21 protein-coding genes and 4 tRNA genes are annotated in these 26,022 nt (G+C 59.7%); 13 read left to right on the top strand and 12 right to left on the bottom strand.

All coding sequences use genetic code 11. The features are described from left to right. Positions 1 to 85: 85 nt before the first annotated feature. Positions 86 to 1,051 carry a bile acid:sodium symporter family protein gene (locus tag LOY31_RS08545; protein ID WP_085608827.1) on the bottom strand — a complete coding sequence of 322 codons (966 nt, stop codon included), beginning with the start codon at positions 1,049 to 1,051 and terminating at the stop codon, positions 86 to 88. A 74-nt stretch (positions 1,052 to 1,125) separates the two neighbouring features. Next, a complete protein-coding gene (rdgC, locus tag LOY31_RS08550; protein WP_007950430.1) occupies positions 1,126 to 2,046 on the bottom strand; it encodes a recombination-associated protein RdgC in 921 nt (306 codons plus the stop codon). A 159-nt stretch (positions 2,047 to 2,205) separates the two neighbouring features. On the opposite strand from rdgC, the gene LOY31_RS08555 reads away from it, so the two are divergent. From LOY31_RS08555 to LOY31_RS08570, 4 genes are all read left to right on the top strand, one after another. Next, positions 2,206 to 2,281: transfer RNA gene (locus tag LOY31_RS08555), tRNA-Val, on the top strand. Between the two features lie 19 nt (positions 2,282 to 2,300). Then, positions 2,301 to 2,377: transfer RNA gene (locus LOY31_RS08560), tRNA-Asp, on the top strand. Between the two features lie 190 nt (positions 2,378 to 2,567). Beyond that, a tRNA-Val gene (locus tag LOY31_RS08565) sits at positions 2,568 to 2,643 on the top strand. Positions 2,644 to 2,662: 19 nt separating this feature from the next. Next, a tRNA-Asp gene (locus tag LOY31_RS08570) sits at positions 2,663 to 2,739 on the top strand. 145 nt (positions 2,740 to 2,884) lie between these two features. On the opposite strand, the gene LOY31_RS08575 is transcribed toward LOY31_RS08570, so the two are convergent. Beyond that, positions 2,885 to 4,021: a catalase family protein gene (locus LOY31_RS08575; protein WP_221534232.1), complete on the bottom strand. Its 1,137-nt coding sequence runs from the start codon at positions 4,019 to 4,021 to the stop codon at positions 2,885 to 2,887. A gap of 26 nt (positions 4,022 to 4,047) precedes the next feature. Continuing rightward, positions 4,048 to 5,856, bottom strand: coding sequence for a di-heme-cytochrome C peroxidase (locus tag LOY31_RS08580; protein WP_221534165.1), 1,809 nt, complete (start codon positions 5,854 to 5,856; stop codon positions 4,048 to 4,050). 270 nt (positions 5,857 to 6,126) lie between these two features. On the opposite strand from LOY31_RS08580, the gene LOY31_RS08585 reads away from it, so the two are divergent. From LOY31_RS08585 to LOY31_RS08615, 7 genes are all read left to right on the top strand, one after another. Continuing rightward, on the top strand, positions 6,127 to 6,843 hold the full coding sequence (locus LOY31_RS08585) for an FKBP-type peptidyl-prolyl cis-trans isomerase (protein ID WP_007950433.1): 717 nt from the start codon (positions 6,127 to 6,129) through the stop codon (positions 6,841 to 6,843). Positions 6,844 to 7,137: 294 nt separating this feature from the next. Then, the gene (locus tag LOY31_RS08590) at positions 7,138 to 7,593 is read left to right on the top strand and encodes a YkvA family protein (protein ID WP_007950434.1); all 456 of its coding nucleotides are present in this window, start codon (positions 7,138 to 7,140) and stop codon (positions 7,591 to 7,593) included. Between the two features lie 114 nt (positions 7,594 to 7,707). Then, positions 7,708 to 8,049, top strand: a complete 342-nt coding sequence (locus LOY31_RS08595; protein ID WP_007950435.1) for a helix-turn-helix transcriptional regulator — start codon at positions 7,708 to 7,710, stop codon at positions 8,047 to 8,049. Then, complete coding sequence (locus LOY31_RS08600) at positions 8,046 to 8,417, top strand: hypothetical protein (RefSeq protein WP_003223109.1); 372 nt, start codon at positions 8,046 to 8,048, stop codon at positions 8,415 to 8,417. Before LOY31_RS08595 ends, LOY31_RS08600 begins: the two co-directional genes overlap by 4 nt. Continuing rightward, a complete protein-coding gene (locus LOY31_RS08605; protein ID WP_085608825.1) occupies positions 8,418 to 8,825 on the top strand; it encodes an SEL1-like repeat protein in 408 nt (135 codons plus the stop codon). 225 nt (positions 8,826 to 9,050) lie between these two features. Continuing rightward, on the top strand, positions 9,051 to 13,832 hold the full coding sequence (locus LOY31_RS08610) for an RHS repeat-associated core domain-containing protein (RefSeq protein ID WP_221534163.1): 4,782 nt from the start codon (positions 9,051 to 9,053) through the stop codon (positions 13,830 to 13,832). Next, the gene (locus tag LOY31_RS08615; protein ID WP_221534161.1) at positions 13,829 to 14,248 is read left to right on the top strand and encodes a hypothetical protein; all 420 of its coding nucleotides are present in this window, start codon (positions 13,829 to 13,831) and stop codon (positions 14,246 to 14,248) included. Before LOY31_RS08610 ends, LOY31_RS08615 begins: the two co-directional genes overlap by 4 nt. A gap of 126 nt (positions 14,249 to 14,374) precedes the next feature. Here the strand turns inward: LOY31_RS08615 and LOY31_RS08620 are convergent, their stop codons facing one another. Both LOY31_RS08620 and LOY31_RS08625 read right to left on the bottom strand, forming a co-directional pair. Next, complete coding sequence (locus tag LOY31_RS08620; protein ID WP_115077082.1) at positions 14,375 to 16,165, bottom strand: bifunctional diguanylate cyclase/phosphodiesterase; 1,791 nt, start codon at positions 16,163 to 16,165, stop codon at positions 14,375 to 14,377. A gap of 134 nt (positions 16,166 to 16,299) precedes the next feature. Continuing rightward, entirely contained in the window at positions 16,300 to 18,384 is a 2,085-nt protein-coding gene (locus LOY31_RS08625) for a carboxy terminal-processing peptidase (RefSeq protein WP_221534157.1), read from the bottom strand. A gap of 181 nt (positions 18,385 to 18,565) precedes the next feature. Here LOY31_RS08625 and LOY31_RS08630 point away from each other — a divergent pair, with 181 nt between their 5' ends. Beyond that, entirely contained in the window at positions 18,566 to 19,528 is a 963-nt protein-coding gene (locus LOY31_RS08630; protein ID WP_221534155.1) for a zinc-binding dehydrogenase, read from the top strand. Positions 19,529 to 19,573: 45 nt separating this feature from the next. On the opposite strand, the gene LOY31_RS08635 is transcribed toward LOY31_RS08630, so the two are convergent. From LOY31_RS08635 to LOY31_RS08660, 6 genes are all read right to left on the bottom strand, one after another. Beyond that, the gene (locus LOY31_RS08635; protein WP_221534153.1) at positions 19,574 to 20,227 is read right to left on the bottom strand and encodes an HAD family phosphatase; all 654 of its coding nucleotides are present in this window, start codon (positions 20,225 to 20,227) and stop codon (positions 19,574 to 19,576) included. Between the two features lie 34 nt (positions 20,228 to 20,261). After that, positions 20,262 to 21,251 carry an ABC transporter ATP-binding protein gene (locus LOY31_RS08640; RefSeq protein WP_007960200.1) on the bottom strand — a complete coding sequence of 330 codons (990 nt, stop codon included), beginning with the start codon at positions 21,249 to 21,251 and terminating at the stop codon, positions 20,262 to 20,264. After that, a complete protein-coding gene (locus LOY31_RS08645; RefSeq protein WP_096822924.1) occupies positions 21,248 to 22,048 on the bottom strand; it encodes an ABC transporter permease in 801 nt (266 codons plus the stop codon). The genes LOY31_RS08640 and LOY31_RS08645 overlap by 4 nt, the downstream gene beginning before the upstream one ends. Next, positions 22,035 to 22,871, bottom strand: coding sequence for an ABC transporter permease subunit (locus tag LOY31_RS08650; RefSeq protein ID WP_162130491.1), 837 nt, complete (start codon positions 22,869 to 22,871; stop codon positions 22,035 to 22,037). The genes LOY31_RS08645 and LOY31_RS08650 overlap by 14 nt, the downstream gene beginning before the upstream one ends. A gap of 5 nt (positions 22,872 to 22,876) precedes the next feature. Next, the gene (locus tag LOY31_RS08655) at positions 22,877 to 23,683 is read right to left on the bottom strand and encodes an alkaline phosphatase family protein (protein WP_221534151.1); all 807 of its coding nucleotides are present in this window, start codon (positions 23,681 to 23,683) and stop codon (positions 22,877 to 22,879) included. A gap of 181 nt (positions 23,684 to 23,864) precedes the next feature. Beyond that, positions 23,865 to 24,929 carry an ABC transporter substrate-binding protein gene (locus LOY31_RS08660; protein ID WP_221534149.1) on the bottom strand — a complete coding sequence of 355 codons (1,065 nt, stop codon included), beginning with the start codon at positions 24,927 to 24,929 and terminating at the stop codon, positions 23,865 to 23,867. Positions 24,930 to 25,280: 351 nt separating this feature from the next. Here LOY31_RS08660 and LOY31_RS08665 point away from each other — a divergent pair, with 351 nt between their 5' ends. Continuing rightward, positions 25,281 to 25,994, top strand: coding sequence for a UTRA domain-containing protein (locus LOY31_RS08665; RefSeq protein ID WP_007960207.1), 714 nt, complete (start codon positions 25,281 to 25,283; stop codon positions 25,992 to 25,994). Positions 25,995 to 26,022 lie beyond the last annotated feature (28 nt).

A 26,022-nucleotide genomic window follows, 5' to 3' on the forward strand; every position in this document is an offset into this window, starting at 1 on the left:
AGATTGAAAACTCGATTGAGCCGCAGGGTCGTCCCCGCGTGGCGCACATACTACCTAAAATTGTGCGCCGCGCCTTGATCCGGGATCAGTCGGCCGCCTGTTGCGCCAACGTTTCACGGTCTTCTTTTTCGCTCATCCGCCGGAAGTACGTCGAAAGCAGCGCCCCGGAAATGTTGTGCCACACACTGAACAACGCGCTCGGCACCGCCGCCAGCGGCGAGAAGTGCGCACTGGCCAGCGCAGCCCCCAACCCCGAGTTCTGCATGCCGACTTCCAGCGCCAGGGATTTGCGTTGCGGCAGCGGCAGGCCGAACAGGCGTCCGGTGAAATAACCCAGCAGATAACCGAAGCTGTTGTGCAGCATCACCACGGCCATGATCAGCAGGCCGGATTCGGCGATTTTCGCCTGGCTGGCGGCAACCACGGCGGCAACGATGATCACGATGCTGACCACCGACACCAGCGGCAACACTTCCACCGCGTGGCGGACCTTGTCACCGAGCACACGTTGCGCGACCACGCCGAGGATGATCGGCAGCAGCACCACTTGCAGGATCGACCAGAACAACTCCATGAACGAAACCGGCAACCACGCCGAAGCCAACAGCCAGATCAGCGCGGGGGTCAGCAGCGGGGCGAGGAGGGTGGTGACGGCGGCGATGGCCACCGACAGCGCCAGGTCGCCACGGGCCAGCCAGGTCATGACGTTCGATGAGGTGCCGCTCGGGCAGCAACCGACCAGAATCACGCCGACGGCGATTTCCGGCGGCAGATGAAAGATCTGGCAAAGCAACCACGCCATTCCCGGCATGATCACGAAATGCGCGACCACACCCAGGGCCACACGCCACGGATGGCGGGCGACGGCCGCGAAGTCGTCGAGTTTGAGGGTCAGGCCCATGCCGAACATCACCAGCCCGAGCAGCGGCACGATCGCGCCTTTGAGGCCGAGGAACCAGGCCGGTTGCAGGAACGCGATCACCGCGAAAATCAGAACCCAGTAAGCGAAGGTGTTGCCGACAAAACGACTCAGTGCAGCCAGTGCGCGCATGGCCTGTTCCTTATTATGTGAAAACGCCACCGAAGCGGTGGCGTTTGAAGATAACCCAAAGACTGCGCAGAGGCTTAGATACCCTGCGGAGTCTCTTCGCCGCCCAGTGCTTCAACCAGCGCCGGCAGGAAGTCGCCGAACGTCAGCATCATCAGGGTGAAGCTGGCGTCCAGTTGGCCGAGGGCTTCGTCGCCGCCGTCCTGTTCCGCCTGATCCTGCAGCAGATCTTCGAATTTCAGGCGCTTGACGGTCATCTTGTCGTCGAGCATGAACGACAGTTTGTCCTGCCAGGCCAGCGACAGTTGAGTCACCACCTTGCCGGTGCTCAGGTGCAGCTGGATTTCTTCGCTGGTCAGGTCCTGACGCTTGCAACGCACGATGCCGCCATCTTCGTGGGTGTCGCGCAGCTCGCACTCGTCCAGCACGAAGAAGTCCGGGGCGGCTTGCTGGGTGGTGACCCATTCGGTCATCACGGCAGTCGGCGCGGTTTTCACGGTCAGCGGACGAACCGGCAGGGTGCCGATCACTTCACGCAGGGTGGAGAGCAGGTCTTCGGCGCGTTTCGGGCTGGCCGAGTTGACCAGGATCAGACCCTGTTTCGGCGCGATGGCGGCGAAGGTCGACGAGCGGCGAATAAAGGCGCGCGGCAGGAAAGCCTGGATGATTTCATCCTTGATCTGATCGCGTTCCTTCTTATAGACCTTGCGCATCTGCTCGGCTTCGATCTCTTCGACCTTTTCCTTGACCGCGTCGCGCACGACGCTGCCCGGCAGGATGCGTTCTTCTTTACGGGCGGAGATCAGCAGGAAGTCACCGCTGACGTGCACCAGTGGAGCATCTTCGCCTTTGCCGAACGGCGCGACGAAACCGTAGGTGGTCAACTCCTGGCTTGCACATGGACGCGCCAGTTTGGTGGCCAGTGCAGTTTCCAGCGCCTCGGCATCGACAGGCAGGTCTTGGGTCAGGCGATAGATAAGCAGGTTTTTGAACCACATGGGGTGAGTCTCTCCTTTATACAAAGGGGGGCATTATTGTCTTCGCCGGGTCATAGGCCAACCCTTCTCTAAGCCTTTGGAAGGGCTAAGAAAATTAATTAAAAAAGTGCTTGCCAGAGGTTGGGTCGCTCCGTAGAATGCGCGCCACACCGAAGCGAAGGGTGATTAGCTCAGCTGGGAGAGCGTCTGCCTTACAAGCAGAATGTCGGCGGTTCGATCCCGTCATCACCCACCATTCGTTTCAAGTGTTTAGCGCAGCGGTAGTTCAGTCGGTTAGAATACCGGCCTGTCACGCCGGGGGTCGCGGGTTCGAGTCCCGTCCGCTGCGCCATATTCGGTAACCTGGACCACTGAACGCCAGGTCACCACGGAAAAACCCGCCAAGGCGGGTTTTTTTCTGCCTCGAGTTGTACATGCGGGATGTGTCGTTTCACCGGTTTTCGGATTTATTTGAAAAAAACTTCAATTAAATCAACACATTACGAAAATCTGTGGCATAATGCGCCCCGTAACGAAGCGAAGGGTGATTAGCTCAGCTGGGAGAGCGTCTGCCTTACAAGCAGAATGTCGGCGGTTCGATCCCGTCATCACCCACCATTCGTTTCAAGCGTTTCGCGCAGCGGTAGTTCAGTCGGTTAGAATACCGGCCTGTCACGCCGGGGGTCGCGGGTTCGAGTCCCGTCCGCTGCGCCATATTCGGTAATCTGGAACACTGAACGCCAGATCACCACAGAAAGCCCGCCTGGTGCGGGCTTTTTGCTGTCCGGGATTTGGCTTTTGCCGGGCCTGAACATGAGAAAGCGACCTTTAACGGTCGCTTTTTTCGTTTCTGGCGCTGCTATTGCGCCGAGTTGCGACTGTGGCGGTAATCGCTGACCGCTTCATACACCGCTTTGCGCAAGCGGTTGATCCCGCCAATCGGGCGATGAGCGTCGATGCCGAACCAGGGATTGAACGACAGGTTGTCGCATTGCAGGTTCAGCGCCGGGGTGTCGAAGTCCTGCGGGGGCAGGGTGATCCTCGCCACTGTCTGGAATGGGCTGTCCTGTTCGCGCCATTCGATGCTGGTGTCTTCAATCGGCATGTACTTGTTCGCGTCCTGTCGCTGGATCTGCAACACGAAACACGCCGGAATCCGGTCAGTCGACAGCTGTTGATTCAGCGCGCTGCGCAGGAAGTTCGGCAGATCCTGGTTCTGTTTCGGCAAGGTGTAAGCGGGGCAGCGCTCCGGATCCGGCATTACCCGGAACTTGGCATTGGCCTTGCCGAACTTGTAGGGCGATACCGAGAAGTATGTCGTGCGGGTCGGGCTTTCTGGCGGTGGCGATAGGGTCGCCAGTGCAATGAACAGATGCCGGATCTGCCAGCTGCGCGGATCCCACCCCGGAAAAAACGCCATGACCTTCTTGCCGTCAGCCTGCGCCGCCACATTCTGACGATACTCGGCGACATCGCTGACAAAGAAGTTCGGGTGACTGAACATCACGAAATCCTGCTCGTGCAGCCCCTGACGATCACCCAGCAACTGCTTGCCCGGCACATCGAGCAATTTGAGCGCCATGCCTCGGGCATCTCGGATGCTGTCGAATTGCGGATAGGCGTTGCCGTTGGACAGGCGCATCGTCGCTTTCCAGAGCTTGCCCGGTTCGCTGAAGACGCCCTGGCGCAATTCCTGAGCCAGATCCGGCAACACCTGCACGTCGGCCTTCACGCAGCCATGGGCCTTGGCATGGGCATCGCGCAGGTAGCGGGTGCTTTCGCGGTGCTGATCGATGATGCGCACCGCGGTCTGAATCACGTCCTGGGTCATGGCGGCTTCGCCATCTGGTATCTGTTCCAGTACCGACACCGGGCCACGGTGCTGCCAGGCGAACCACGCGGTGGTCAGGGCCCAGCCGATCAGACCGATCACCAGCAGGATCAGCAGGGTTTTGCCCAGTAACCGTCCCAGCCAGAGCCAGAAACGCGCCAGCATCGAAGGTCTTTTGAAGGAATTGAAGATCATGGCAGTTGCGCCTCCAGCGGGCCGCCCAGCACTTTCAGGTATTCCAGCAGCGCCCAGCGCTCTTCTGGCTGCAGCAGTCGGCCAATGACGCCGTTGCCGCGCTCGCCGGCGCGGAATTCGTGGCCGCTGTTGTGGTTGCCGGTGATGCGGGTGTCGAACAGGAAACCGTTGGTGAAGGCTTCGGTGCGGTAGCCCAGATGGCGCGGGTCGTATTCGAAGGTGCCTTTATAGAAGGTGGTGGCGCGCTCGTCCTGAGGCGACAGCAACTGATAAAGGCTCGGCACCGAGCCGTTGTGCAGGAACGGGGCCGTGGCCCATACGCCGGCAAGCGGACGCGCCTTGTAGGCGACTTTTTCGCGAACGCCAATCGGCAGACCGAAGCCGTCGAGCTGTGGTTTCTCGGCAGCGGTGACGCCCGCTTCACGGTACGCACGGTTTTCCACGAAGGCGGTGACGTAAGCCAGTCCCTTGGCCACTGACAGCTGGCTGAGGTCCAGCGGTTCCTTGGGTTTGGGGTGCAACTTCACGTCCATCTGTTCGAGTTCCGCCGGGTTCCATTGCAGGGCGGTCAGGTCGAAACGGTGATTGGCAATGTTGTTGGCGGCGTTCGGGTCGGTGCCGATGACGTCCACCGGGAGCATGTGCAGATGTTGCACCCGGCGCTCGCCTTCCTGGGTCTGACGCGGGACGTGGCATCCGGCGCAATTCTCGGCGAACAGGGCTCGCCCCTTGGCTGCCAAGGGTTTGTCGACGACGCCGAGCACCTCTTCAGGCCAGGCCGGTGGTCGCAGTCTTTGCAGGGTTTCTTCGATCTTGTGCAGATCACGCACACGTACGCTGGAGGCATAGCGCTCATCGCCCTGCAGCGGCTGGCCGTTGGCGTCGAAAAAATTCAGGGTGGCACCGACGCCCAGCGCCTCGCCGATATTGCGCGCCATCGGTTGTTGCGCCGAACCGTTCCACTGCACCCAGTCAAAGGTCCACATGTCCCACAGTTGCGGGTAATCCACCGGGGCGTTGGCCACGCGGTAATTGCTCGGGGAGATCGCATCGCCGAAGGTCGCGTTGGCGATACGCCCGAACGCATCGGTGCGGCCGGGGCCTTCTTCGGTGGGGTAGAGGCCACGATGGGTGTCGTTCCAGGCCACTTTGATGAAGGTGTTCAATGAGCGTTTGAAGTCTTTGCGCAGTTGTTCGTGGCGGGCGTCATAGTCGTTGCCCAGCACCTGGCGAGCGAAGCGCTCGAATTTCCACGGGTTGTAGTAAGTCGAGGTGAGACTGGCGACCAATGCCTGTCCGAAACTGCCACCGCGCAATGTAGGAACGCTGGAAGGCAACACATGCTGGGCCGAGCCACCGTCGATGCGTATTGCCTGGCCATTGAAGTGCAGTTCACCGGTGTGGCAGGCCGCGCAAGTGATGTCGAGATATTGCTCGGAGCTGCCGGGATTCTGATGCCGGGCGAAACCTACCGGCAGATTGCCCGGGTTGTCCGGCGTGGCTTTCTGTTGCGGATCGATCAGAAATCCGAAGCGCGCGAGGTATTCCGGGGAGGCAAAACGTTGCTGCGAGAACGGCAGCTCCAGCGCCTGAAACCATTCGTAACGAAGGCCTTTGACCTGCGTCCCCTGCGGAGTGAAGTAGTAGATCTGGCGCTCTTGCTCAGTCCACTGGTTCAGGTAATGCACCTGTTTTGCGGGTGCGGGGAAGGGCAATCTCGGATTGGCGACATAGTAAAGAACCACCGCCAGAACCAGTCCCAGCAGCACCACGATCAGCGTCAGCACACGGTATAAGAGGCGCAAGATGAACATCCTTGTCGAGTTGTTGCGCTGTTATGCCTGAGCCGAGTCCTGTGCGGCAAGTGGCCATTACGCCAAGTGTTGTGGGAAGCGGCATCAATCGCTGTCGGCGAAAGATGACAGAAGCTTCATCGTGCCTTTCGCCAAATGCTTTTTAATCCCTGAACTTATCGGAAGATTCCTGCTCTCATGCCGGTAGCCATTGGTCGTGGCGGCCTGATAAGCTCGCGGCTTTACTCGATTGCCCTTTCGGCGCATGAACAAGGAAATAGCATGAAACAGCATCGGTTGGCGGCGGCGGTTGCCCTGGTTAGCCTGGTACTCGCGGGTTGTGATTCGCAGACCAGCGTAGAGCTGAAAACCCCGGCGCAAAAAGCTTCCTACGGTATCGGCCTGAACATGGGCAAGAGCCTTGCTCAGGAAGGCATGGATGATCTGGACTCCAAAGCGGTAGCCCAGGGCATCGAAGATGCCGTCGGCAAGAAAGAACAGAAGCTGAAAGATGAAGAACTGGTCGAAGCTTTCGCCGCGCTGCAAAAGCGTGCCGAAGAGCGCATGGCCAAGATGAGCGAAGAGTCGGCAGCCGCCGGCAAGAAATTCCTCGAAGAAAACGGCAAGAAAGCTGGCGTGACCACCACCGCTTCCGGTCTGCAGTACGAAGTGGTCAAGAAAGCCGACGGCCCACAGCCTAAGCCTACCGACGTCGTGACCGTTCACTACACCGGCAAGCTGACCAACGGCACCGTATTCGACAGCTCCGTCGAGCGCGGCAGCCCGATCGATCTGCCGGTCAGCGGTGTGATCCCGGGTTGGGTCGAAGGCCTGCAACTGATGCACGTTGGCGAGAAGTACAAGCTGTACATCCCTAGCGATCTGGCTTACGGCGCACAATCGCCAAGCCCGGCAATCCCGGCCAACTCGGTTCTGGTTTTCGACCTGGAACTGCTGGCCATCAAGGATCCAGCCAAAGAAGACGCCGCCGCCAAGTAATCTGCGCCGGTCTCAACAACAACGCCTCGCTTATGCGGGGCGTTGTTGCATCTGGACGATGGTCAGCGTAAACAGACCGAACCGATGCCGGTCATGGCAGTCCTAGACTTTAAGGTTGCCCGCGCTAGACGCCCGGAGCCGCCAAGTCAATGAAATATTGGGTTTTTTTATGTGAGTAAAAAACGCCCGATCTGAGCGCAGCCCTTATGAAACGGGGCTCTCAGCGCTGAAATGCAGCTCTGTTCACAAGGTTATCCACAATTTGTGTGGATAACATTTCAACGGGAGAAATAAATGAAAGCGCCGTGGAATTTCGCCCGATTCCTGCCTTTGGCCGGACGCTTGCTGGCTCGAGGCCGCTTGCCGACCTTGTTGTTCGCCGTGGCCAGCAAAGGCGCCGCCCAAGGCAATCGCCTCGGCAAACTGAAGGACGATTTGCGTCTGTTGCAGGCACTGTGTCTGGCGTACTGGCGCGGCGAGTACCGTGCGATCAGCGCCAAGGCGATCGTTTCGGTGGTGGCCGGTCTGATGTACTTCCTCAGTCCGGTGGATGCGATCCCGGATTTCATTCCCATGTTCGGCATGCTCGATGACATCGCCGTCCTCGCCTGGCTGATGAAAACCCTCGACGATGAACTGAATGCCTTCCGCCTGTGGCGCCAGCGCCAGGCGCCGGAAAAGCTCAGAGTGGTCGAGCGTTTGCCCGATACGCCCGAGCAACTTCAGCTTCAGGGGCCGAAAAAGTCCTGAATCGCGACAGCCTCGTACACAGATAGATACCCCCCACGACCTTGGCCGCTGTTAGGATTACACTTCTAGGGAAAAGTGCCGACTCGCTAAGTGTTGTTGTCCTACGGGGTAGTCATGGATATTCAGATAATTGCACGCGATGGCGAACCCGAATATGCGGTTCTGCCATGGGCTCAGTATCAGGCTCTACTGAAAGCAGCAGGCATTAACGAAGCACCGTCGCAACCGGCTCCAGCGCCGCTTGCGGCCACCCCGGACCCGATTCTTCCAGGTCTGGATCAGTTACGCAGTTTGCGCGAAGGGAAGGGCATCGCCATCGAGGCGCTGGCCCGCACGGTAGGCATCAGCCCGTCTTACCTGGCCATGATTGAAAGTGGCGAGCGTCTGCCCGACGCCGCGATTCGCCGCAGCCTGGCCTGGGAGTTGACGGTGCCAGGGTGGAGGGAACAATCGTGAGCGTACGCATCAGTCGTCAACATTGGGACGGATTGCTGGGGGAGCTGGATCAGGCGCGCAGGCAGCGCCATCTTTTGACTTATCGAGCCTTGCTTGAACGCCTGCAACTGCCCACGCCGGCCATGCAGACATTGACCGCTGCACTGGAGCATCTCGCAGCACTGGACGCGAAAGCCGAACAACCGTTGCGCAGCTCGCTGGTGATCAGCCAGGGTGCAAGCCGCCTGCCACGCACCGGTTTCTTTGAATGTGTCGAGCGTCTAGGGCGCTTTTCCGGGCCGTCCGACGGTGTTGCCGCCGCCTCCTGGCATGCCTCGGAAGTGGTGCGGGTCTTTGAGTACGAGTACCCGGAATCGGCGGAGGCCTGAGTGTTTTTACGACTCAAGGCGCGGGCAAGTTACTGGCTGGCCCGTAGGCTGTTTCACTGGTCGTGGTTTGTCCGTCAGCCCCGCGGCTGGCGCTGGCTCGAAGGGCAGTTTGCGCGCATGGCCAATCTGGGCGATGTCGGCGCGCAAAGTTTTTACGGGCACATCCTGACGTTTCGCGGGGTTGGTTTGGGCGCACGTGAAGAAGGTGTGCGGTTATTGCGACTGGCGGCGCTGGCCGGGGATGGCAAGGCGGCGTATCAAGTCGGTGTCATCAGTCTTGCAGGTACACCGAGCAAAGCGCCAGATCCTTCGGAAGCCGCTCGCTGGTGGACCATGGCCGCGAAGGCCGGGCATCCGTTGGCGGAGCTCAAGTTGAAAGAGTTGGCCGGCCGGGACGCCTCTCAATAAGCAAATCATCTGTTCCGTGAACGGGGCGTGAGGGACACCTCCCGCCCCGTTTTTGCGTCTGCAGTTCGATAAAAAACAGTTACAGACTTCTCCTACATCCTCTGCCTACTCGCCTGACTTCTTTTCTGATTGATCCCCCGCAAAGTCCCTCGCCTGATTTTTGCGCGAGGGAACGCACATGTTTGACCCGGTTTTTCGTTTCGCCATGCGCATGGAAATGCGCTGATGGATGCCGTCACCCGCATCGAGCAAGAGCTCGACAGCTTCCCCCGCACCCTCGATCTCTATCGCGAACAGCTCAGGCGCTGGCTCAGTCGCTCGGCAGACCGCGTCAGTCATGCGGCCGATCTGCCGTCGCTGATGGGGATGGAGCGGATCATCCGTTTCGGCGAGCACAGCACGGCGGTTGCGACTGACGACTACCGTTTCTCCTCTGCGATCGTGCAATGCCCGGAATCCGGGCCGATGGAGATCGAGAGCAAGTTCGAGTCGGCGTACGACATTCCGTTGGGCGACATCGTTGTCGATGTGGTGGCGGTGGAGGGCGGTGCAGTCGAGTCGGTCACCCTCGATGCTCAGGGCAGGGGACTGTTCACCGGTGAGGCGGGCAAGTTTTATCGGGTGGTGGTGCACGGCGAGGCCAGCGAGCAGCAGGTTGATGCGCTTTTCGAGTCCTACGATGGCCTGACCCGGCAGCTGGATGGCTGGCTGCGCAGCGAGTGGCAGGGTTTCAAGCCGCAGTGGTCGCAGTCGGTGGCCACTGCGGCCGGGAACGGCATGCTGGCCGGGAGCTGGGCGGCGATCGAGGGGGTGTGGGACAGCATCGGGTTGCTGTCGGAGATTCTCAAGGAACCCGGAAAGTTTGCCGAGCGGTTGGGCAGTGGCGCCGCACAGCTGATCGCGCTGGCAGAAACAGCGCCTGAAATGATGGAGAAGCTTCAGTTACTGGTCAGTGACGAGGCGGCGCTGTGTTTGTTGCTGCGTACTGCCAGCCTCTGGCTGGAAATGCTGCCTCCCAATGAGATTGCCGGGAAAACCGCCGAGGCGGTATCGATGGTGGTGGTTCAACTGCTGATCGATGTGTTGATCGGCGTTGTGCTGACCTTTGTCGGTGCCGGGGCGGGGATTGCGTATCTGACCTTGCGTCTGGCGGAGCGTGGCGCTCAGTTGCTGTCGGCAATGGCGCGCCTGGTGAAGGCGATGTTCGGCATCGTCAGCACCTTCATCGGCTACGTGAACCAGTACAAAACCGTCGTCGCACGAGGCATCGCCGCCGGGGTGAAAAAGGGCCGCATGCAACTGCGCTGGGATGCCCGGCGCAATGCTTCCCTGAAAAAAGACGAGCACCACGACGACACGCCGGATCAGGCGAAGAACCCCAATGGTGACAGCGCCGATTGTGCACCGCTGACCTGTACCAATGGGTGTCCGGTGTCGATGGTCACCGGTGAGGAATTGTTGACGCTGACTGACGGTGTGCTCGACGGGCTGCTGCCGTTTGAGTTCAGTCGGTTGTACCGCAATAGCGCGGCCGAGATTGATGTCGGGCTGGGGTTTGGCTGGAGTCATTCGCTGGCGCATCGGCTGGAGGTTGATGGCGCTGCGGTGGTCTGGGTTGACCATGAGAACCGGCGGACGCGGTTTCCGTTGCCGAGCGTTGAGCGGCCGGCGATTCACAACAGCTTGTCGCGGGCGGCGATCTTTCTCGGGGATGAGCCGGAGGAGTTGATCGTTGCGCTGGCGGGTGAGGCGGCGCGGTTTTATCACTTTCGGGCTGGGCGTCTGACGGCTGTTAGCGATGCGTATGGCAATCGTCTGACGGTGCATCGGGATCTTTCCGACCGGGTTCAGCGGCTGGATAACGGGACTGGCCGTTCGCTGCTGTTGCGCTATGAGCGGGCGCATCTGGTCGCGGTCGATTATCAGGTTTTTCGGGAGTCTGCCTGGCGCACCGAGCAGACGCTGGCCAGTTACCGCTTTGATGCTCGCCATCGATTGATCGAGGCGTCCAACGCGGTCGGCGAGACTGAGCGTTACGACTACGACGATCAGCACGTCATCCTGCAACGGCAGTTGAGCGGTGGTGCGAGTTTCTTTTGGGAGTGGGAACGTTCCGGCAAGGCGGCGCGCTGCGTGCGGCATTGGGCGTCGTTTTCGCAGATGGACACGCGCTACGTCTGGGATGACGCCGGCCGTGTCACCGTGCATTACGTCGATGGGACTGAAGAGACTTACGTCCACGACGACACGGCGCGATTGGTGCGTCAGGTCGCGGCGGACGGTGGCGAACAGCTCAAGGCTTACGATTCGGCGGGCCGGCTGGTTGCCGAGCAGGATGCGCTGGGGGCGGTTACCGAGTACCGCTATGACGACGCCGGTCGGCTGATCGCGCTGATTCCGCCGGACGATGCGCCGACGTCCTACGAGTACCGCAACGGTTTCCTGCACAGCCGTTCGCGTGGCGATGCGGTGTGGACGTACCGGCGCAATCCCCAGGGTGACATCACCGAAACGGTCGATCCCGACGGCCATGTCACCCATTACCACTACGACGCGCAGGGGCGGTTGCTGTCGATCCGTTATCCGGATTCGGGTCGGCACGTGTTCGTGTGGAACGACCTCGGACAACTGGTCGAGGAAAGTCTGCCGGACGGTGGGGTTCGGAAGTTTTCCTACGATGCTTTGGGGCGGCGGATTACTTCGCAGGATGAACACGGTGCGGTCACCCATCAGGCGTGGGACGCCGTTGGCCGGCTGATTCAGACGATGCTGCCTACCGGCGCCACCCGCGCCTGGTCTTACAGCGCCTACGGCCAGATCACCGCCGAACGCGATGAACTGGGGCGCATCACCCGTTACGAGTATGACGACGACTTGCACCTGGTCAGCCGGCGGATCAATCCCGACGGCACCCGGCTGCAATACCGCTACGACCATGCGCAGCTGCTGCTGACGGAAATCGAGAACGAGTCCGGCGAAAAGTATCGGCTGGACTACACCCCCACCGGACTGATCCGACAGGAAACCGGCTTCGATGGCCGGCGCACCGCGTACGCCTACGACCGCAACGGTCACCTGCTGGAAAAGACCGAGTTCGGCGATGACGGCTCGACGCTGGTCACCGGCTATCAACGTGATGCTGCTGGGCGTCTGCTGCTCAAAACCCTGCCCGACGGGGTCGAGGTCAGCTACCGCTATGACCGCCTCGGTCGTTTGATCGGCGTCGATGACGGCCAGGATCACCCACTGGCCTTTGAATACGACCTGCAGGACCGGCTGGTGCGCGAGCATCAGGGCTGGGGCACCTTGCGTTACACCTACGATGCCTGCGGCCAGCTCACTCGCATGCGTCTGCCGGACAACAGCAAGCTCGACTACCACTACGCCAAAGGTGGTGCGCTGACCGCGATCGACCTCAACGGCGCCTTGCTCACCCGCCACGTCTACCAGCACGGCCGCGAACAGCAGCGCCAGCAAGGCCTGCTGCTCAGCGAATACGCCTACGACGAACAGGGCCGGTTAAGCGCCCACGCGGTAGGCCATCAGCGCAGCGGACTGTACCGCCGCGACTTTGCCTACAGCGCCAACGGCAACCTCGAACACATCGCCGACACCCGCCACGGCCAACGCAGCTACACGTACGACGCCCTCGACCGGCTGATCCGCGTGCGCCACACCCGCGACGATGTACCGGAAAACTTCGCCCACGACCCGGCCGGCAACCTGCTGATGCAGGACCGTCCGGGCCCGACACAGATCAAAGGCAACCGCCTGTTGATGCAGGGCGACCGCCACTACGACTACGACGCCTTCGGCAACCTGATCCGCGAGCGCCGCGGCCGCGCACAAACCCTCGTCACCGAATACCGCTACGACAGCCAGCACCGCCTGATCGGCCTCACCCGTCCCGACGGCACCAGCGCCACCTACCAATACGACGCCTTCGGCCGCCGCATCCGCAAAACCGTCGACGGCCAGACCACCGAGTTCTTCTGGCAAGGCGACTACCTGATCGCCGAAAGCAGCAAGGAACAGCACCGCAGCTTCATCTACGAACCCGGCACCTTCCGCCCACTGGCCATGCTCGACGGCAAAGGCCCGAAACGCGCCTGCCCGTTCTACTACCAACTCGACCACCTCGGCACTCCGCAGGAACTGACTGACTACAGCGGCGACATCGTCTGGTCAGCCAAATACAGCGCCTACGGCAAGGTCACCTCGCTGGAGCTCGCGACCGAGGACTACCTGAACCAGCCGCTGCGGTTTCAGGGGCAGTACTTCGATGACGAAAGCGGGCTGCATTACAACCGGCACCGGTATTACGACCCGGACGTGGGACGGTACCTGACGCCGGATCCGGTGAAGCTGGCGGGTGGGCTGAACCAGTACCGGTACGTGCCGAATCCGACGGGGTGGGTGGATCCGTTGGGGTTGAGTTGTACTTGTCCGCCGCCGACCCCGCGCCGTTCGATGCGATACGAAGCCGGTCGCGTGGTCGTCGAAGAGGGGGCGCCTCCTCTGCCAAAGATGACAGCACAGGAGCGGCGGGCGAGGATTGATGAGGTAGCTGAGGAAAACGCCAAGCGACGGGTAACTGAATATGAAGACCGTTATGGTATGCACACCGTCAAAAAACATAGCTCTGAAATTCCTGATAGGGCGGTTAAGCAGCGAGCCATCGACGGTACTGATCCTCACACTGGCATCACCCCAACACCGCCCAGAGGAAATCCAAGCTCACAGTTTCATAACTGGCGAATGCATTTGGGTGCATTAAATAAGGCGATGACTAGGGATAAAAATGGCTTAATCAGGCATACGGGAAAGGATCAGAATGATAATCCGATAGTTAGGTTTGAGTTGCCTGGAGCGGGGCGGGGATATAAACCAAATAGGAACGATCCGCAAAATCCGATACTGAATGAGAACATGGACTGGTTTGAAGTTAAGTTTGATGAGATAAACACGCAAGAGCCATTTACAGGCTTCCCGTCGGAGAAAAAATGATGCTGAAAGATCCCTATTTGAATGAGCGCTTCGAACCAAGATTTACTTGGTTTATTGGCGTTTTTGATGTTTATGACCGAGAGGAGACTCGAGGCTTAGAGCTCGGTGTATATAATCCGAATGCTCCTGAGGATAGAGAGATCCTCATCAGGAAGTATTGTCTGAACCTGCCATACCTTTCGTATAGGCATAAGCTGGTTTTGCTTGAGGCCTTAGAAGTAGCGTTAGATGATTCAAATTATGATTTTAGTAGTCTCTTTGAAATTGATGAGTGGGAGACGTCTAGTTGGCCTAGGGAGGAGTGGTATTCATTAAATAGTTCGCGTTGTTTTTTTAGAGAGGTATACCGTTTGGCTAGAGATGTCTGGAGGGAAGACCTTGAACGCGCAGCGAGTGAAGATAGAACCATGTGGTGAGTGCGACTATTAAAATTAAAGTAAACATTGGATGTTGTTGATTTTGTTTGCTGGGTTAGGTCAAGGTAAGTAGTTAGTCGCGTCAATCTACCCAGCCCTGCTTTCACGGGGTACGTGGTCTGGGGCTCAGCGTTGCCCCATTATTTGCGGAGAGTGAAGGTTGGGAGCCGTAAGGCTATCAATCAAATGCACGCTATACCCCGGAACATTCTTCGCATGATGCTTCGCCTGCGAAGCCATCTCCGCCAACTGGCTCGCATCCAGTTGCGCACACGCTTCAGGATGCAAATGCACCACGCCAATGGACAATGACAGCAACGGAAACTCCTGACGAATCCCCTGACGATTCGGTGCAACAAAACAACCAGCTTCAAGGTGCTCAGGGCGATAGAAGCGTCGGCATTGGCTCTGGAAGTCATCAAGCAATTGGTTCAGCCGTTTGCGCCAATCCTCCGGGCCGAGCACCAACAGAAAATCGTCCCCTCCAATATGCCCGACAAAGTCGCGGGACGGGTCGACGCGTTCGTTGAGGCATTGCGCCAGACACAGCAACACCTCATCCCCACGCCCATATCCATAGATATCGTTAAAGGGTTTGAAGCTGTCGATGTCGACATAACAAATGACCGACTCGCGCCCCTGTTGCAATAGTCGGGTGAGGCATTGCTGAATCGGCACATTCCCCGGCAGCAAGGTCAGCGGATTGGCATAGCGGGCCTGCTGGATTTTCAGTTCGGTAATCAGCTTGAGCACGTCAATCACCCGGCCCAGGCCCAGATAGCTGCCGTTGAGGGTGATGATGAAATCTTCTTCGATGCGTTGCCGGGCGCGACTGGTGATCAGGCGGCTGACCTGTTGCAGCGACTGGCTCATTTCCACGGCGAGGAAGTCGTCGTTCATCAGGCGGCTGATCGGTTTGCGGGCGAACAGGTCAGTGGCGAACGGTTTGAGCAGCGCATCGGACAACGAGTGACGATGGACGATGCCGCATGGCTGACCCTGTTCGTCGAGCACCGCCAGTGAGTTCAGGTTGGCCTGACGGCGGAAGGCTTCCAGAACGGTGGCGGTCGGTGTGTCGCGATTCACGGCCGGTTGGTCGTTGAGCAGGGCGCTGAGGTCGCTGCCTTCATCGTTCAATGCAACGGCGCTGCTGTCGTGCTTGGGCATCAAGGCGCGGGCATCGCGCGGCGGGTGTTCCTGAGGGCGGCCGAGCAGATAGCCCTGCACTAGATCCACACCCATCTCGGTCAGTACCGCCAACTCTTCCGGCAATTCGATGCCTTCGGCAATCACCTGAGCTCGGGAGGCCTTGGCGATTTGCAGGATCGATCCGACGAACTCGCGCTTCAACGCGTCCTGATGGATGCCGTCGATGAAGTGCCGGTCAATCTTCACGTAATCCGGTCGCAGTTCCGACCACAGGCGAAGGCTCGAATAACCCGCGCCCAGATCGTCGAGGGCAATCGAAAAACCCATAGCCCGATAGTGATGCAGTGCTGTTTGCAGCAACTGAAAGTCGTCGATCGGCGTCTGTTCGGTGAGTTCGATCACCACCTGGCTCGGCGGAATACCAAAATCCTGAAGCAACTGCAGTGTGCGCCCCGGCTGGTGCGCGGCTTCGAGCAAGGATTCCGGAGAGACGTTGAGAAACAGCTTGCCCGGCAATTGTTGTTCATTGAAACGGCGGCAGGCGCTTTGGCGGCAGGCGATTTCCAGTTCGCTCAAACGCCCGGCCTGGCGGGCCACGGCGAACAGGGCGATGGGGGAGTGCAGCGGGCTGTTGGACGGGCCGCGGGTCAGGGCTTCGTAGCCGAGAATGCGCCGTTCGGAGAGGCAAATGATCGGCTGGAACAGGCTGTGTAATCCGCTTTGAGTCAGGATCGAGCTCAAGGCACTCAGCTGTTCGGTCGTGGTCATGGCAATCTCTGGCGATAAAAAAAGGACTGGGAGCGTTCTCGATGAAGAGAACAGCTCCCAGTCCTTTATTGCACGACAGAATGATGACTGTTTGATGACGATCCGGGGATCGTCAGCATTAAATTGCCATCACCTTACTTCTTTGCGACCTGGTTGCTCAGCTTCAGGTAATCCAGCAGTACGCGCCCGGTCTCGCTCAGGTAGGCATCGTCTTCCGGTTTGACCTTGTCCGGCTCGGCAGCTGCCAGGGCGTCTTCGTCTTCTTTCTTCAGCTCCTTGAGCGGTTCTTCTCCTTTGGCCTTGCGACGGATGTTCTCCATCGCCAGTTGCTTGGCGTCGATGTCGGCGTGCTGGGCACGACGTTCGGCTTCATTGAGGCTGACGGTTTTTTCTTCCAGCAGCTTCTGCGCCAGGGCCAGCTTGTCACGAATGAACACAAACTCCGCGTCCTTGGCGGAACGGCTGTCATGCTCGGATTTCAGCTGGGCCAGGTACGGCTTGAACGGATCGCTCGCCGGTTTGATCGCCGCGCGGATGGTGTCCCACGGCATGGCTTCCGGCAGGGCGCTTTCGCCGATTTCCTTGGTGTCGATGATCGACGGGTAATCGATGTCCGGCAGTACGCCCTGATGCTGGGTGCTCTGACCGGAAACCCGGTAGAACTTGGCCAGGGTCAGTTTCAGTTCGCCATGGTTCAGCGGCTGGATGGTCTGCACGGTGCCTTTGCCGAAGGTCTGGCCACCGATGATCAGCGCGCGATGGTAGTCCTGCATGGCGCCGGCGAAGATCTCCGAAGCCGAGGCGGACAGGCGGTTGACCAGCAGCGCCATCGGGCCTTTGTAGAACGCGCCCGGGTTTTCATCTTCAAGCACATCGACCCGGCCATCGGCGTTACGCACGAGCACGGTAGGGCCCTTGTCGATGAACAGGCTGGTCAGCTCGGTGGCTTCCTGCAGGGAACCGCCGCCGTTGTTGCGCAGGTCGATGACCACGCCGTCGACTTTCTCTTTCTGCAGTTCGGTCAGCAGCTTCTTGACGTCGCGCGTGGTGCTCTTGTAGTCAGGATCGCCGGCACGGAAGGCCTTGAAGTCGAGGTAGAACGCCGGAATCTCGATTACGCCGAGCTTGTAGTCGCGGCCGTCTTGTTTCAGGTTCAGCACGGACTTCTTCACGGCCTGGTCTTCGAGCTTCACCGCTTCACGGGTGATCGGCACGATCTTGCTGGTCTGATCGTTCGGCGCATTGCTGGCCGGGATGACTTCCAGACGCACGACGGTGCCTTTCGGACCACGGATCAGTTTGACCACTTCGTCCAGGCGCCAGCCGACCACGTCGACCATCTCTTTGTTGCCCTGGGCAACGCCGATGATCTTATCGGCCGGAGCAACCTGCTTGGTCTTGTCGGCCGGGCCTGCCGGCACCAGACGCACGACTTTCACCTGGTCGTTGTCGCTCTGCAACACGGCGCCGATGCCCTCGAGGGACAGGCTCATGTTGATGTCGAAGTTCTCCGCATTATCCGGCGACAGATAGTTGGTGTGCGGATCGTAAGACATGGCGAAGGTGTTGATGTACGCCTGGAAGATGTCTTCGGCGCGGGTCTGGTCCAGACGCGCCAGTTGATTCTTGTAGCGCTTGGTCAGGGTTTCCTGGATCTGCTTCGGCTCTTTGCCGGCGATCTTCTGCCGCAGCACTTCGTCCTTGACGCGTTTGCGCCACAGGTCATCGAGTTCGGCGGTGGACTTGAGCCACGGAGCGTCCTTGCGATCGATCAGCAAGGTTTCCTTGGTGGTGAAGTCCATCTTGTCGACGCCTTTGTTCAGCTCGGCAAGGGCGAAGTCCAGACGCGCTTTCACGCGGTCCAGGTAGCGCTTGTAGATGGTGAACCCGGCGTTGAGGTCGCCGCTCTTGAGGAAGTCGTCGAACTGGGTCTTCCACTTGTCGAATTCGGCGATGTCGCTGGCCATGAAGTAGCTGCGCGACGGGTCGAGCAGCTTGATGTAGCTGTCGTAGATGATCACCGAGCGCGCATCGTCGAGCGGCGGCTTGCTGTAGTGGTGACGCTTGAGCAACTCGACGACGTTCAGACTGGCGATCACTTCGTCGCGATCAGGCTGCAACTTGTCCCAGCTGTTGGCTGCGAATGTGGTGCCCGACACCGGCAACAGACCGATACCGATGAAAAGAGCGAGGGCGGTGCTGGGGAGCAGATGCTTCATGCTGATTCGACGCGGGGACAATTGATAACGCATATTAGGCCGTCTTTGAAGTCGCCGGTACCTCTACGCTCTGTACGATAACTGCTGTTCAGCGTTCGTTCAGACCCCAGGGCCGGTCGCATAATGCAAAAAGCCCGGCGCTACAGCTTCGGGCTCAGTCCAGACTCACTATGGAGGCACTGTGAAGGCATTGCAAGGCGTTGAAGGTCAAGTGGCATGGGTTGATGAACCAAGTCCTACATGTGATGTAGGACAAGTTCGCATCCGGGTGGCGGCAGCGGGCCTCAATCGCGCGGATTTATTACAGAAAGCCGGACTTTATCCACCCCCTCCGGGTGCCAGCCAGGTGCTGGGTCTTGAGTGTTCCGGGGTGATCAGCGAGGTCGGCGCAGGTTCGTCCTGGCAGGTCGGTGACCGGGTCTGCGCCTTGCTGGCCGGGGGCGGGATGGCGCAAGAGGTGGTCGTCGACGGACGGCATGTGCTGCCGGTTCCGGAAGGTGTATCGCTGATCGAAGCTGCGGCGTTGCCCGAGGTGTACGCGACCGTCTGGCTGAATGTGTTTCAACTTGCGGCGCTCAAACCGGGTGAGAAAGTTCTTTTGCATGCCGGGGCCAGTGGCATCGGTTCAGCCGCCATTCAACTGTGCAAGGCTTTCGGCAATCCCTGCTGGGTCAGCGTTGGCTCGGCTGAGCGGCTGGCCTACTGCGAATCGCTGGGTGCCCAGGGCGGGGTGGTTCGCACCGACGATCTGGATAGCCTGCGGGATTTCGGGCCGTTCGATGTGATTCTGGATCCGGTGGGCGGCAACTATTCGGCGTTGAACCTCAAGCTGATGGCTCAGGACGGCCGTTGGGTGCTGATCGGCCTGATGGGCGGCCGCGAGGCGAAACTGGATCTGGCCCAGGTGTTGGCCAAGCGCGTGCAACTGCTGGGCTCGACCCTGCGCAGCCGTGACGATCAGTTCAAGGCCGATCTGTTCAGCGATCTGAGCCAGCACGTGTGGCCGCTGTTTTCCGAAGGTCGGCTAAAGCCGCAACTGGCCAAGGCATTCCCGATCAAGGATGCCGAGGCAGCGTTCGCCGAACTGGCGAGCAACACGGTGGCGGGGAAGCTGGTGCTGGTGATCGACGAAAGCCTGAGCTGATCATCGATGCTTGTGGGAGCAGGCTCGCTCCCACAAGACCATCGCTTATTTCCAGAGGTGGATCGGCCAGCCGGACTTCTCGGCCTCTGCAAGCAGCACCGGATCCGGATTGACCACATGCGGGAAATCCACTTTCAGCAGCAGCGGCAGATCATTGCGTGAGTCGGAATAGAAACTCGCGCCCTCAAGGTTTTCCTCTTCGGCATCCAGCCATTCCAGCAAGCGGGTGATCTTGCCTTCGCGGTAGGTCAGGGTGCCCACGGTGTGGCCGCTGTACACGCCATGCGCCACTTCCAGTTCGATGCCCAGCACCTCGTCGATGCCCAGCCGTTCGGCAATCGGTTTGACCAGGTGCGTGCCCGAGGCCGAGATCACCAGAATCCGGTCGCCGGCCTTGCGGTGGGCGGCGATGGTCTTGGTGGCGTCGCTGAAGATGATCGGTTCGATGAAGTCTTCAACCCATGGGCCGACCAGATGCTCGACTTCTTCCGGGGTGCGGCCGATCAGCGGCTCGAGGCTGAAGTCCATGTAATCTTCCATGCGCAACTTGCCATGGCTGTAGGCGTCCATCAGCTCGTTGTTCCTGCGCATGAACGACTCGGGATCGACCCAGCCCAGGCGCCCCATCTGCTCGCTCCAGAGAGTGGCACAGTCGCCGTGGATCAGGGTTTCGTCCAGATCAAAAATTGCCAGGGCCATCAGTTCAGTTCCCTCTTGGGTGTCAGCAAAGTCATCAGGCTACCTCACACAGGGCGGTGGGATCGATGGAAAGTGACAGGCGCTGGCCGTCTGGATGCAGATCCGCCGCCGAACGGTTGAGCACATCCACCACCAGTTCCACGCCCCGGGCTTCGACGCGATAGCGGATCACGTTGCCCAGCAGGCTGTGGCTGCGGATTTGCGCGTCGGGTTCGCCGTTGAGGCTCAGCTCGATGGCCTCCGGGCGAATCGCGATGCGGTGGTTGATCGGCCGCTGCAACAGCTTCGAGGCACTCTCGGCATCCAGCAGGTTGTAGTTGCCGATGAAGCCGGCGGCGAACACGTCGACCGGCGCGGTGTAGAGGGTTTCGGCGTCGCCGCTTTGTACGATCTTTCCCTGATTCATCAGGAAAATCCGGTCAGACATGGTCAGGGCTTCTTCCTGGTCGTGTGTGACGAAGATCGTGGTCAGGCCGAGTTCGCGCTGGATCTGACGGATCTGTTCGCGCAGGTGTTTGCGAATCCGCGCGTCGAGGGCCGACAGCGGTTCATCCAGCAGCAACAGGCGCGGACGGGTGACCAGCGAGCGGGCAAGGGCGACACGCTGACATTGACCGCCGGAGAGCTGATGCGGATAGCGGCTGGCGAAGTCGTTGAGTTCAACCAGTTTCAACACTTCGGCAACCCGCTTGTGGCTGTCGTCGGCATTGACCTTTTGCATGCGCAGGCCGAAGGCGACGTTTTGCTCGACTGTCATGTTGGGGAATAGCGCATAGCTCTGGAACACCATGCCGATCCCGCGTTTCTGCGGGGTGAGCGGCACGATGTCGACGCCATCAAGCAGAATCTTGCCGCCATCCACTGGCGTCAGCCCGGCGATGCAACGCAGCAAGGTGGATTTGCCGCAACCGGACGGGCCGAGCAGGGTGACGAATTCACCCTTCTGGATTTCGCAGTTGATGTCGCTGAACACCGTGGTGCCCGCGTAGTTTTTTTGCAGGTGTTGGACGCTGACATAGCTCATTCGCTTTTGTCCTTGTTCAAGATGTTGGCGACCCAGGTCAGGACCAGCACGAAAAAGAAGTAGGAGATCACCAGCGCACTGGTGAAGTGGCCGCTGCTGTTGCGCATGTTGTTCAGATAAACCTGCAGGGTTTCGTAGCGAGTGCCGACCAGGATGTTGGCGAACACGAATTCACCGAACAGGAAAGAGAACGACAGCAGCAACGCGACCATCAGGCCTTTGCGCAGGTTTGGCAGCACCACCAGGAAGGCCGCCTGAAAAGTGCTGGCGCCGAGCAGTTGGGCGGCGTCCATCAGGTCGCGCAGGTTGATCGCTTGCAGGTTGTTGGTGATTGCCCGGTACATGAACGGCAGCGCCACAGTGAAGTAGCAACCGATCAGGATCCACGGTGTGCCGACCATCGCGAACGGCCCGGAACCGTAGAGCTGCAACAGGCCCACCGACGACACCACCGGCGGCACCGCGAAGGGCAGCAGGATCAGGATGTTCATCAGCGCATCGAGTTTCGGGAAGTGGTAATGCACCACGAACAGCAGCGGCAGGATCAGCACCACCGACAGAATCAGCGCCCCGACGCACACCAGCAGCGACTGGCCGAAGGCGTGCAGGAAGCGCGGATCGCTCCACAACTGGATGTACCACTTGAAGGTGAAACCGCTGGGCAGGATGGTGGCCGACCAACTGCTGGCGATCGAGTAGACCAGCGTGCCCACCAGCGGCAGCAGCAGGATGGCGAACAGCAGATAGACCACGACGCGGTGGTAGACGCCGGCCGGGCCGGATTCAGCGCGAGACATGGTAGCTCCTCTTCAACAGCAGTTGATGCACGACGGTCACCAGGGTCATCAGCGCCACCAGCACCACGGCCAGGGCGCTGGCCAGGTTCGGGTCGAGGGAAATGTCGCCAGAGACCATCGCCGCAATCCGGATCGGCAATACGTTGAAGTTGCCGGTGGTCAGCGCGTAGACCGTGGCGTAAGCGCCGAGGGCGTTGGCGAGCAGGATCACGAAGGTGCCGAGCAGGGCCGGGGTCAGAACCGGCAGGCCAATGTGGCGCCAGAACTGCCAGCCGTCAGCGCCGAGTAGCGCGGCGGATTCGCGCCAGTCTTCACGCAGGGCGTCGAACGCCGGGTACAGCAGCAACACGCCGAGCGGAATCTGGAAGTAGGTGTAGAGGATGATCAACCCGGTTTTCGAGTACAGGTTGAAGTCCTCGATGATCCCGGCCTGCTTCAACATGATGGTGATGCTGCCGTTGAAGCCGAGCAGGATGATGAACGCAAACGCCAGCGGCACGCCGGCGAAGTTGCTGGTCATGTTGGCGAAGGCGTTGACGAAGTTGCGCAGTTTCGAATCGACCCGGCGCAGGGAGTACGCACCCAGCACCGCGATGATGATGCCAAACACACTCGACCAGAAACTGATTTCGAGGCTGTACTGGATCGCCTGCAGATAGAACTTCGAACTGAAGATCTTGCTGAAGTTGGCGAAGCCCCAACCGAACTCTTCCGATTGCAGGCTGTTGATCATCACCCAGATCAGCGGGGCGATTTCGAACACGATAAAGAACAGTGCGAAAGGCACCAGGCACAGGGCCGCCAGCCATTTGCCGCGAGTCATTGAGTTCACTTGAGCAACTCCCTGCACACAGGTTTGTCGTGGGGCACGCCGAGCAGTTCGCAGACGGTGCCGCAGATGTCGGTCTGCTTCGGTGCAGCGTCACTGTTCAGGCTGAAGGCATCACCGAGTACGAACAGCGGCACCTGACGTTCTTCCGGCAGCAGGCCGTTGTGCGAGCGGTCGTTGTTCATGCCGTGGTCGGCGGTCACCAGCACCTGGCAGCCGGCGTCGAGCCAGCCTTGCAGGTAGTCGGCGAGGATGATGTCGGCGCTGCGCGCGCTGTTGCGATATTGCGGGGTGTCGAGGCCGTGCTTGTGCCCTGCGTCGTCAATGTTCATCGGGTGGATCAGCAGAAAATCCGGGGCATGACGCAGGCGCAGGTTTTCGGCGTCGGCGAACAGGTGCGAGTCCGGGTAGTGATCGTTCCAGTAGAAGTGGCCGTGCTGGATCGGTAGCGTCGGGTCATCGGTATGCCGATCCCGTGCTGCCACGAACGGCGAGCGGTTGTAGAGCTCGCTGACCCAGTGGTACGCCGCAGCGGCGGTTTTCAGACCGGCATCGCGGGCGTAGTGATAGATGCTGCGCTGGCTGGACAGGCGCGAGACGTTGTTGTGGACGATGCCGCTGTCGATCGGCGGCACGCCCGTGAGGATGCATTCGTAAAGCGGTCGGGACAGGGCCGGCAGCTCGCACTCCAACTGATAGAGCGCGGCGCGTCCTGCGCCAACGTAAGCCTGCAGATGCCCCATGGCGTGACGCGCAACCTCGTAGTTGAGGCCGTCGAGCACGACAAGGATGACGGTGTGCTTCATAGGGGCAAAAACTCCGCGAAACAATAAATTTCAGATTCAACCCGGATCCCCCTGTGGGAGCGGGCTTGCTCGCGAAAGCGGTGGATCAGTCGAAAAATGATTGACTGACACTCCGCATTCGCGAGCAAGCCCGCTCCCACATTTGGATCTTCAACAGATCATAAAAGGGTGATCAGCCGCTTTATTTCATCTCGACGATGACTTCTTCGTTCCACCTCTGCGGCAGGGCCTTGGAGGTTTTTTCCCACGCATCGGCGTCCTTGATCGGCGTGACCTTCTTGTACTGCTCGTTTGGCAGCAGCTTGGCTTTCACGTCTTCCGGCAGTTGCAGATGCTCGGCGCGGATCGGGCGGGCGTTGCCGCGGGCGAGGTTGGTCTGGCCGGCGTCGCTGAAGATGTATTCGCGGGTCAGCTTGGCGGCGTTCGGGTTCTTCGCGTATTTGTTGATGATGGTGGTGTAGCCGGAAATCACCGAGCCGTCGGACGGGATCAGCACCACGTAGTCATCCGGGTTGGCCATCTTGGCTTTGTAGCTCAGGCCGTTGAAGTCCCATACCACGCCGACTTCGATCTCGCCTTTTTCCATGGTGGCGATGGTCGGGTTGGCCATCGACAGGCGACCCTGCTTGGCGATGTCTGCGAACAGCAGCAGGGCAGGCTGGATATTTTTCTCGTCTCCGCCGTTGGCCAGCGCAGCAGCGAGTACGCCGTTGGCAGCCTGTGCAGCGGTGCTCACGTCACCGATGGAAACCTTGTATTTGCCGCCTTTGAGGTCAGCCCATTTGGTCGGTACTTCGGAGCCGTGCAGCAGCTTCTTGTTGACGATGAAGGCGATGGTGCCGGTGTAGGCCAGTGCCCAGTTGCCATCCTTGTCCTTGGCCCAGTCTGGCACTTGATCCCAGGTGGTCGGCTTGTACGGTTGCACCACGCCTTGCTTGACCGCGATCGGGCCGAAGGCCGCGCCGACGTCGCCGATGTCGGCGGTGGCATTGTCTTTCTCTGCGGCGAACTTGGCGATTTCCTGGGCCGAGCTCATGTCGGTGTCGATGTGTTTCAGGCCGTATTTCTTGGCCAGGTCTTCCCAGGTGCCTTTCCAGTTGGCCCAGTCATCGGGCATGCCGACGCTGTTGACGGCGCCTTCCGCTTTCGCAGCGGCTTCGAGGGTTTTCAGATCATCAGCCGCCATGGCGGCGGTGCACATGGCAATGGTCGAGCCTAACAGTGTTGCCAGGAAAAGCTGTTTCATTCCGAAGCTCCTTGGTCGTGTTCAACGCTGCGATTGCGGTTTGTGTTGGTCTAGGTCAGCAATACCTGAGCCAATGTAGGGGGGCTGGATGACACTTTGATGTCGGCGGATACCAGGGCCGCGTTTTATTTCCCCGGTATCGACGGCTGCCCGCTAAGCGTAGACCACCCGTAAAGTCCCGGTGGGCAAGGGACTTGGCCGATGTATTGCAAGTTGTCAGGGCGACCGTTCGGTAGTTTTGTCATCTCTCGGTCATCTGCACTGCCTAGGCTTGCAACACGACCAAACGGCGCAATAGCTGTGCGGTTTTGCCCCGAAACAGTGCTGGTCTAGTCCAGATAGGTAACGTTGATGCGCGATGAGGCAACAAAAGCGGTGACAGCGATTGGCCAGATACTTCAGGAGCAGCTCGACCATGGGTTGCTGGCGGCGGGGAGCAAGTTGCCGGCCGAGCGCAAGCTCAGTGAGCTGTTCGGTACGACGCGGATTACGGTACGGGAAGCCTTGTTGCAGCTGGAGGCGCAAGGGCAGATTTATCGCGAGGAGCGGCGGGGCTGGTTCGTGTCGCCGCCGCGTCTGGCTTACAACCTGATGCAGCGTAGTCATTTTCACGCGATGGTCAGTGCGCAGGGGCGGGTGCCGTCGACCGAGGTGATTTCGGCGCGCTTGCAGCCGGCGTCAGCGGCGGTGTGTGCGTGGTTGCAGTTGCCGGCGTTGTCGAGCGTGATTCAGATTTGCCGGTCGCGGCGGATCGATGGGCGGCTGGTGTTGTATGTGGAGCATTATCTGAATCCGCAGTTTTTTCCGGGGATTCTGGAGTTTGATTTGAATCAGTCGATTACCGAGCTGTATGCGCGGCATTACGATTTGCATTATGGGCGGGTGCGGTTCGAGATTGTTCCGACGTCGTTGTCGGTGGAGGCGGCGGCGGGGTTACGGGTTTCGGTGGGGAGTCCGGGGTTGAGGATTGCTCGGGTTAATTATGATCAGTTTGGGCGGTTGATTGATTGTGATCTGGAGTTTTGGCGGCATGATGCGATTCACGTAGGTGTGGATGTAGTTTGATTTTTTTGGGTGAATATCCGTTTCTTCG

It is taken from the genome of Pseudomonas sp. B21-021, from assembly GCF_024749205.1.
GTDB classification, from domain to species: Bacteria; Pseudomonadota; Gammaproteobacteria; order Pseudomonadales; family Pseudomonadaceae; genus Aquipseudomonas; species Aquipseudomonas paraglycinae.

Excerpts from the sequence above, each read along its gene's own strand:
- LOY31_RS08545 (WP_085608827.1), bottom strand. The coding sequence starts at position 1,051 with ATGCGCGCACTGGCTGCACTGAGTCGTTTTGTCGGCAACACCTTCGCT.
- rdgC (WP_007950430.1), bottom strand. The coding sequence starts at position 2,046 with ATGTGGTTCAAAAACCTGCTTATCTATCGCCTGACCCAAGACCTGCCT.
- LOY31_RS08575 (WP_221534232.1), bottom strand. The coding sequence starts at position 4,021 with ATGCTGGCGCGTTTCTGGCTCTGGCTGGGACGGTTACTGGGCAAAACC.
- LOY31_RS08585 (WP_007950433.1), top strand. The coding sequence starts at position 6,127 with ATGAAACAGCATCGGTTGGCGGCGGCGGTTGCCCTGGTTAGCCTGGTA.
- LOY31_RS08590 (WP_007950434.1), top strand. The coding sequence starts at position 7,138 with ATGAAAGCGCCGTGGAATTTCGCCCGATTCCTGCCTTTGGCCGGACGC.
- LOY31_RS08595 (WP_007950435.1), top strand. The coding sequence starts at position 7,708 with ATGGATATTCAGATAATTGCACGCGATGGCGAACCCGAATATGCGGTT.
- LOY31_RS08610 (WP_221534163.1), top strand. The coding sequence starts at position 9,051 with ATGGATGCCGTCACCCGCATCGAGCAAGAGCTCGACAGCTTCCCCCGC.
- LOY31_RS08615 (WP_221534161.1), top strand. The coding sequence starts at position 13,829 with ATGATGCTGAAAGATCCCTATTTGAATGAGCGCTTCGAACCAAGATTT.
- LOY31_RS08620 (WP_115077082.1), bottom strand. The coding sequence starts at position 16,165 with ATGACCACGACCGAACAGCTGAGTGCCTTGAGCTCGATCCTGACTCAA.
- LOY31_RS08625 (WP_221534157.1), bottom strand. The coding sequence starts at position 18,384 with ATGAAGCATCTGCTCCCCAGCACCGCCCTCGCTCTTTTCATCGGTATC.
- LOY31_RS08635 (WP_221534153.1), bottom strand. The coding sequence starts at position 20,227 with ATGGCCCTGGCAATTTTTGATCTGGACGAAACCCTGATCCACGGCGAC.
- LOY31_RS08640 (WP_007960200.1), bottom strand. The coding sequence starts at position 21,251 with ATGAGCTATGTCAGCGTCCAACACCTGCAAAAAAACTACGCGGGCACC.
- LOY31_RS08645 (WP_096822924.1), bottom strand. The coding sequence starts at position 22,048 with ATGTCTCGCGCTGAATCCGGCCCGGCCGGCGTCTACCACCGCGTCGTG.
- LOY31_RS08650 (WP_162130491.1), bottom strand. The coding sequence starts at position 22,871 with ATGACTCGCGGCAAATGGCTGGCGGCCCTGTGCCTGGTGCCTTTCGCA.
- LOY31_RS08655 (WP_221534151.1), bottom strand. The coding sequence starts at position 23,683 with ATGAAGCACACCGTCATCCTTGTCGTGCTCGACGGCCTCAACTACGAG.
- LOY31_RS08660 (WP_221534149.1), bottom strand. The coding sequence starts at position 24,929 with ATGAAACAGCTTTTCCTGGCAACACTGTTAGGCTCGACCATTGCCATG.
- LOY31_RS08665 (WP_007960207.1), top strand. The coding sequence starts at position 25,281 with ATGCGCGATGAGGCAACAAAAGCGGTGACAGCGATTGGCCAGATACTT.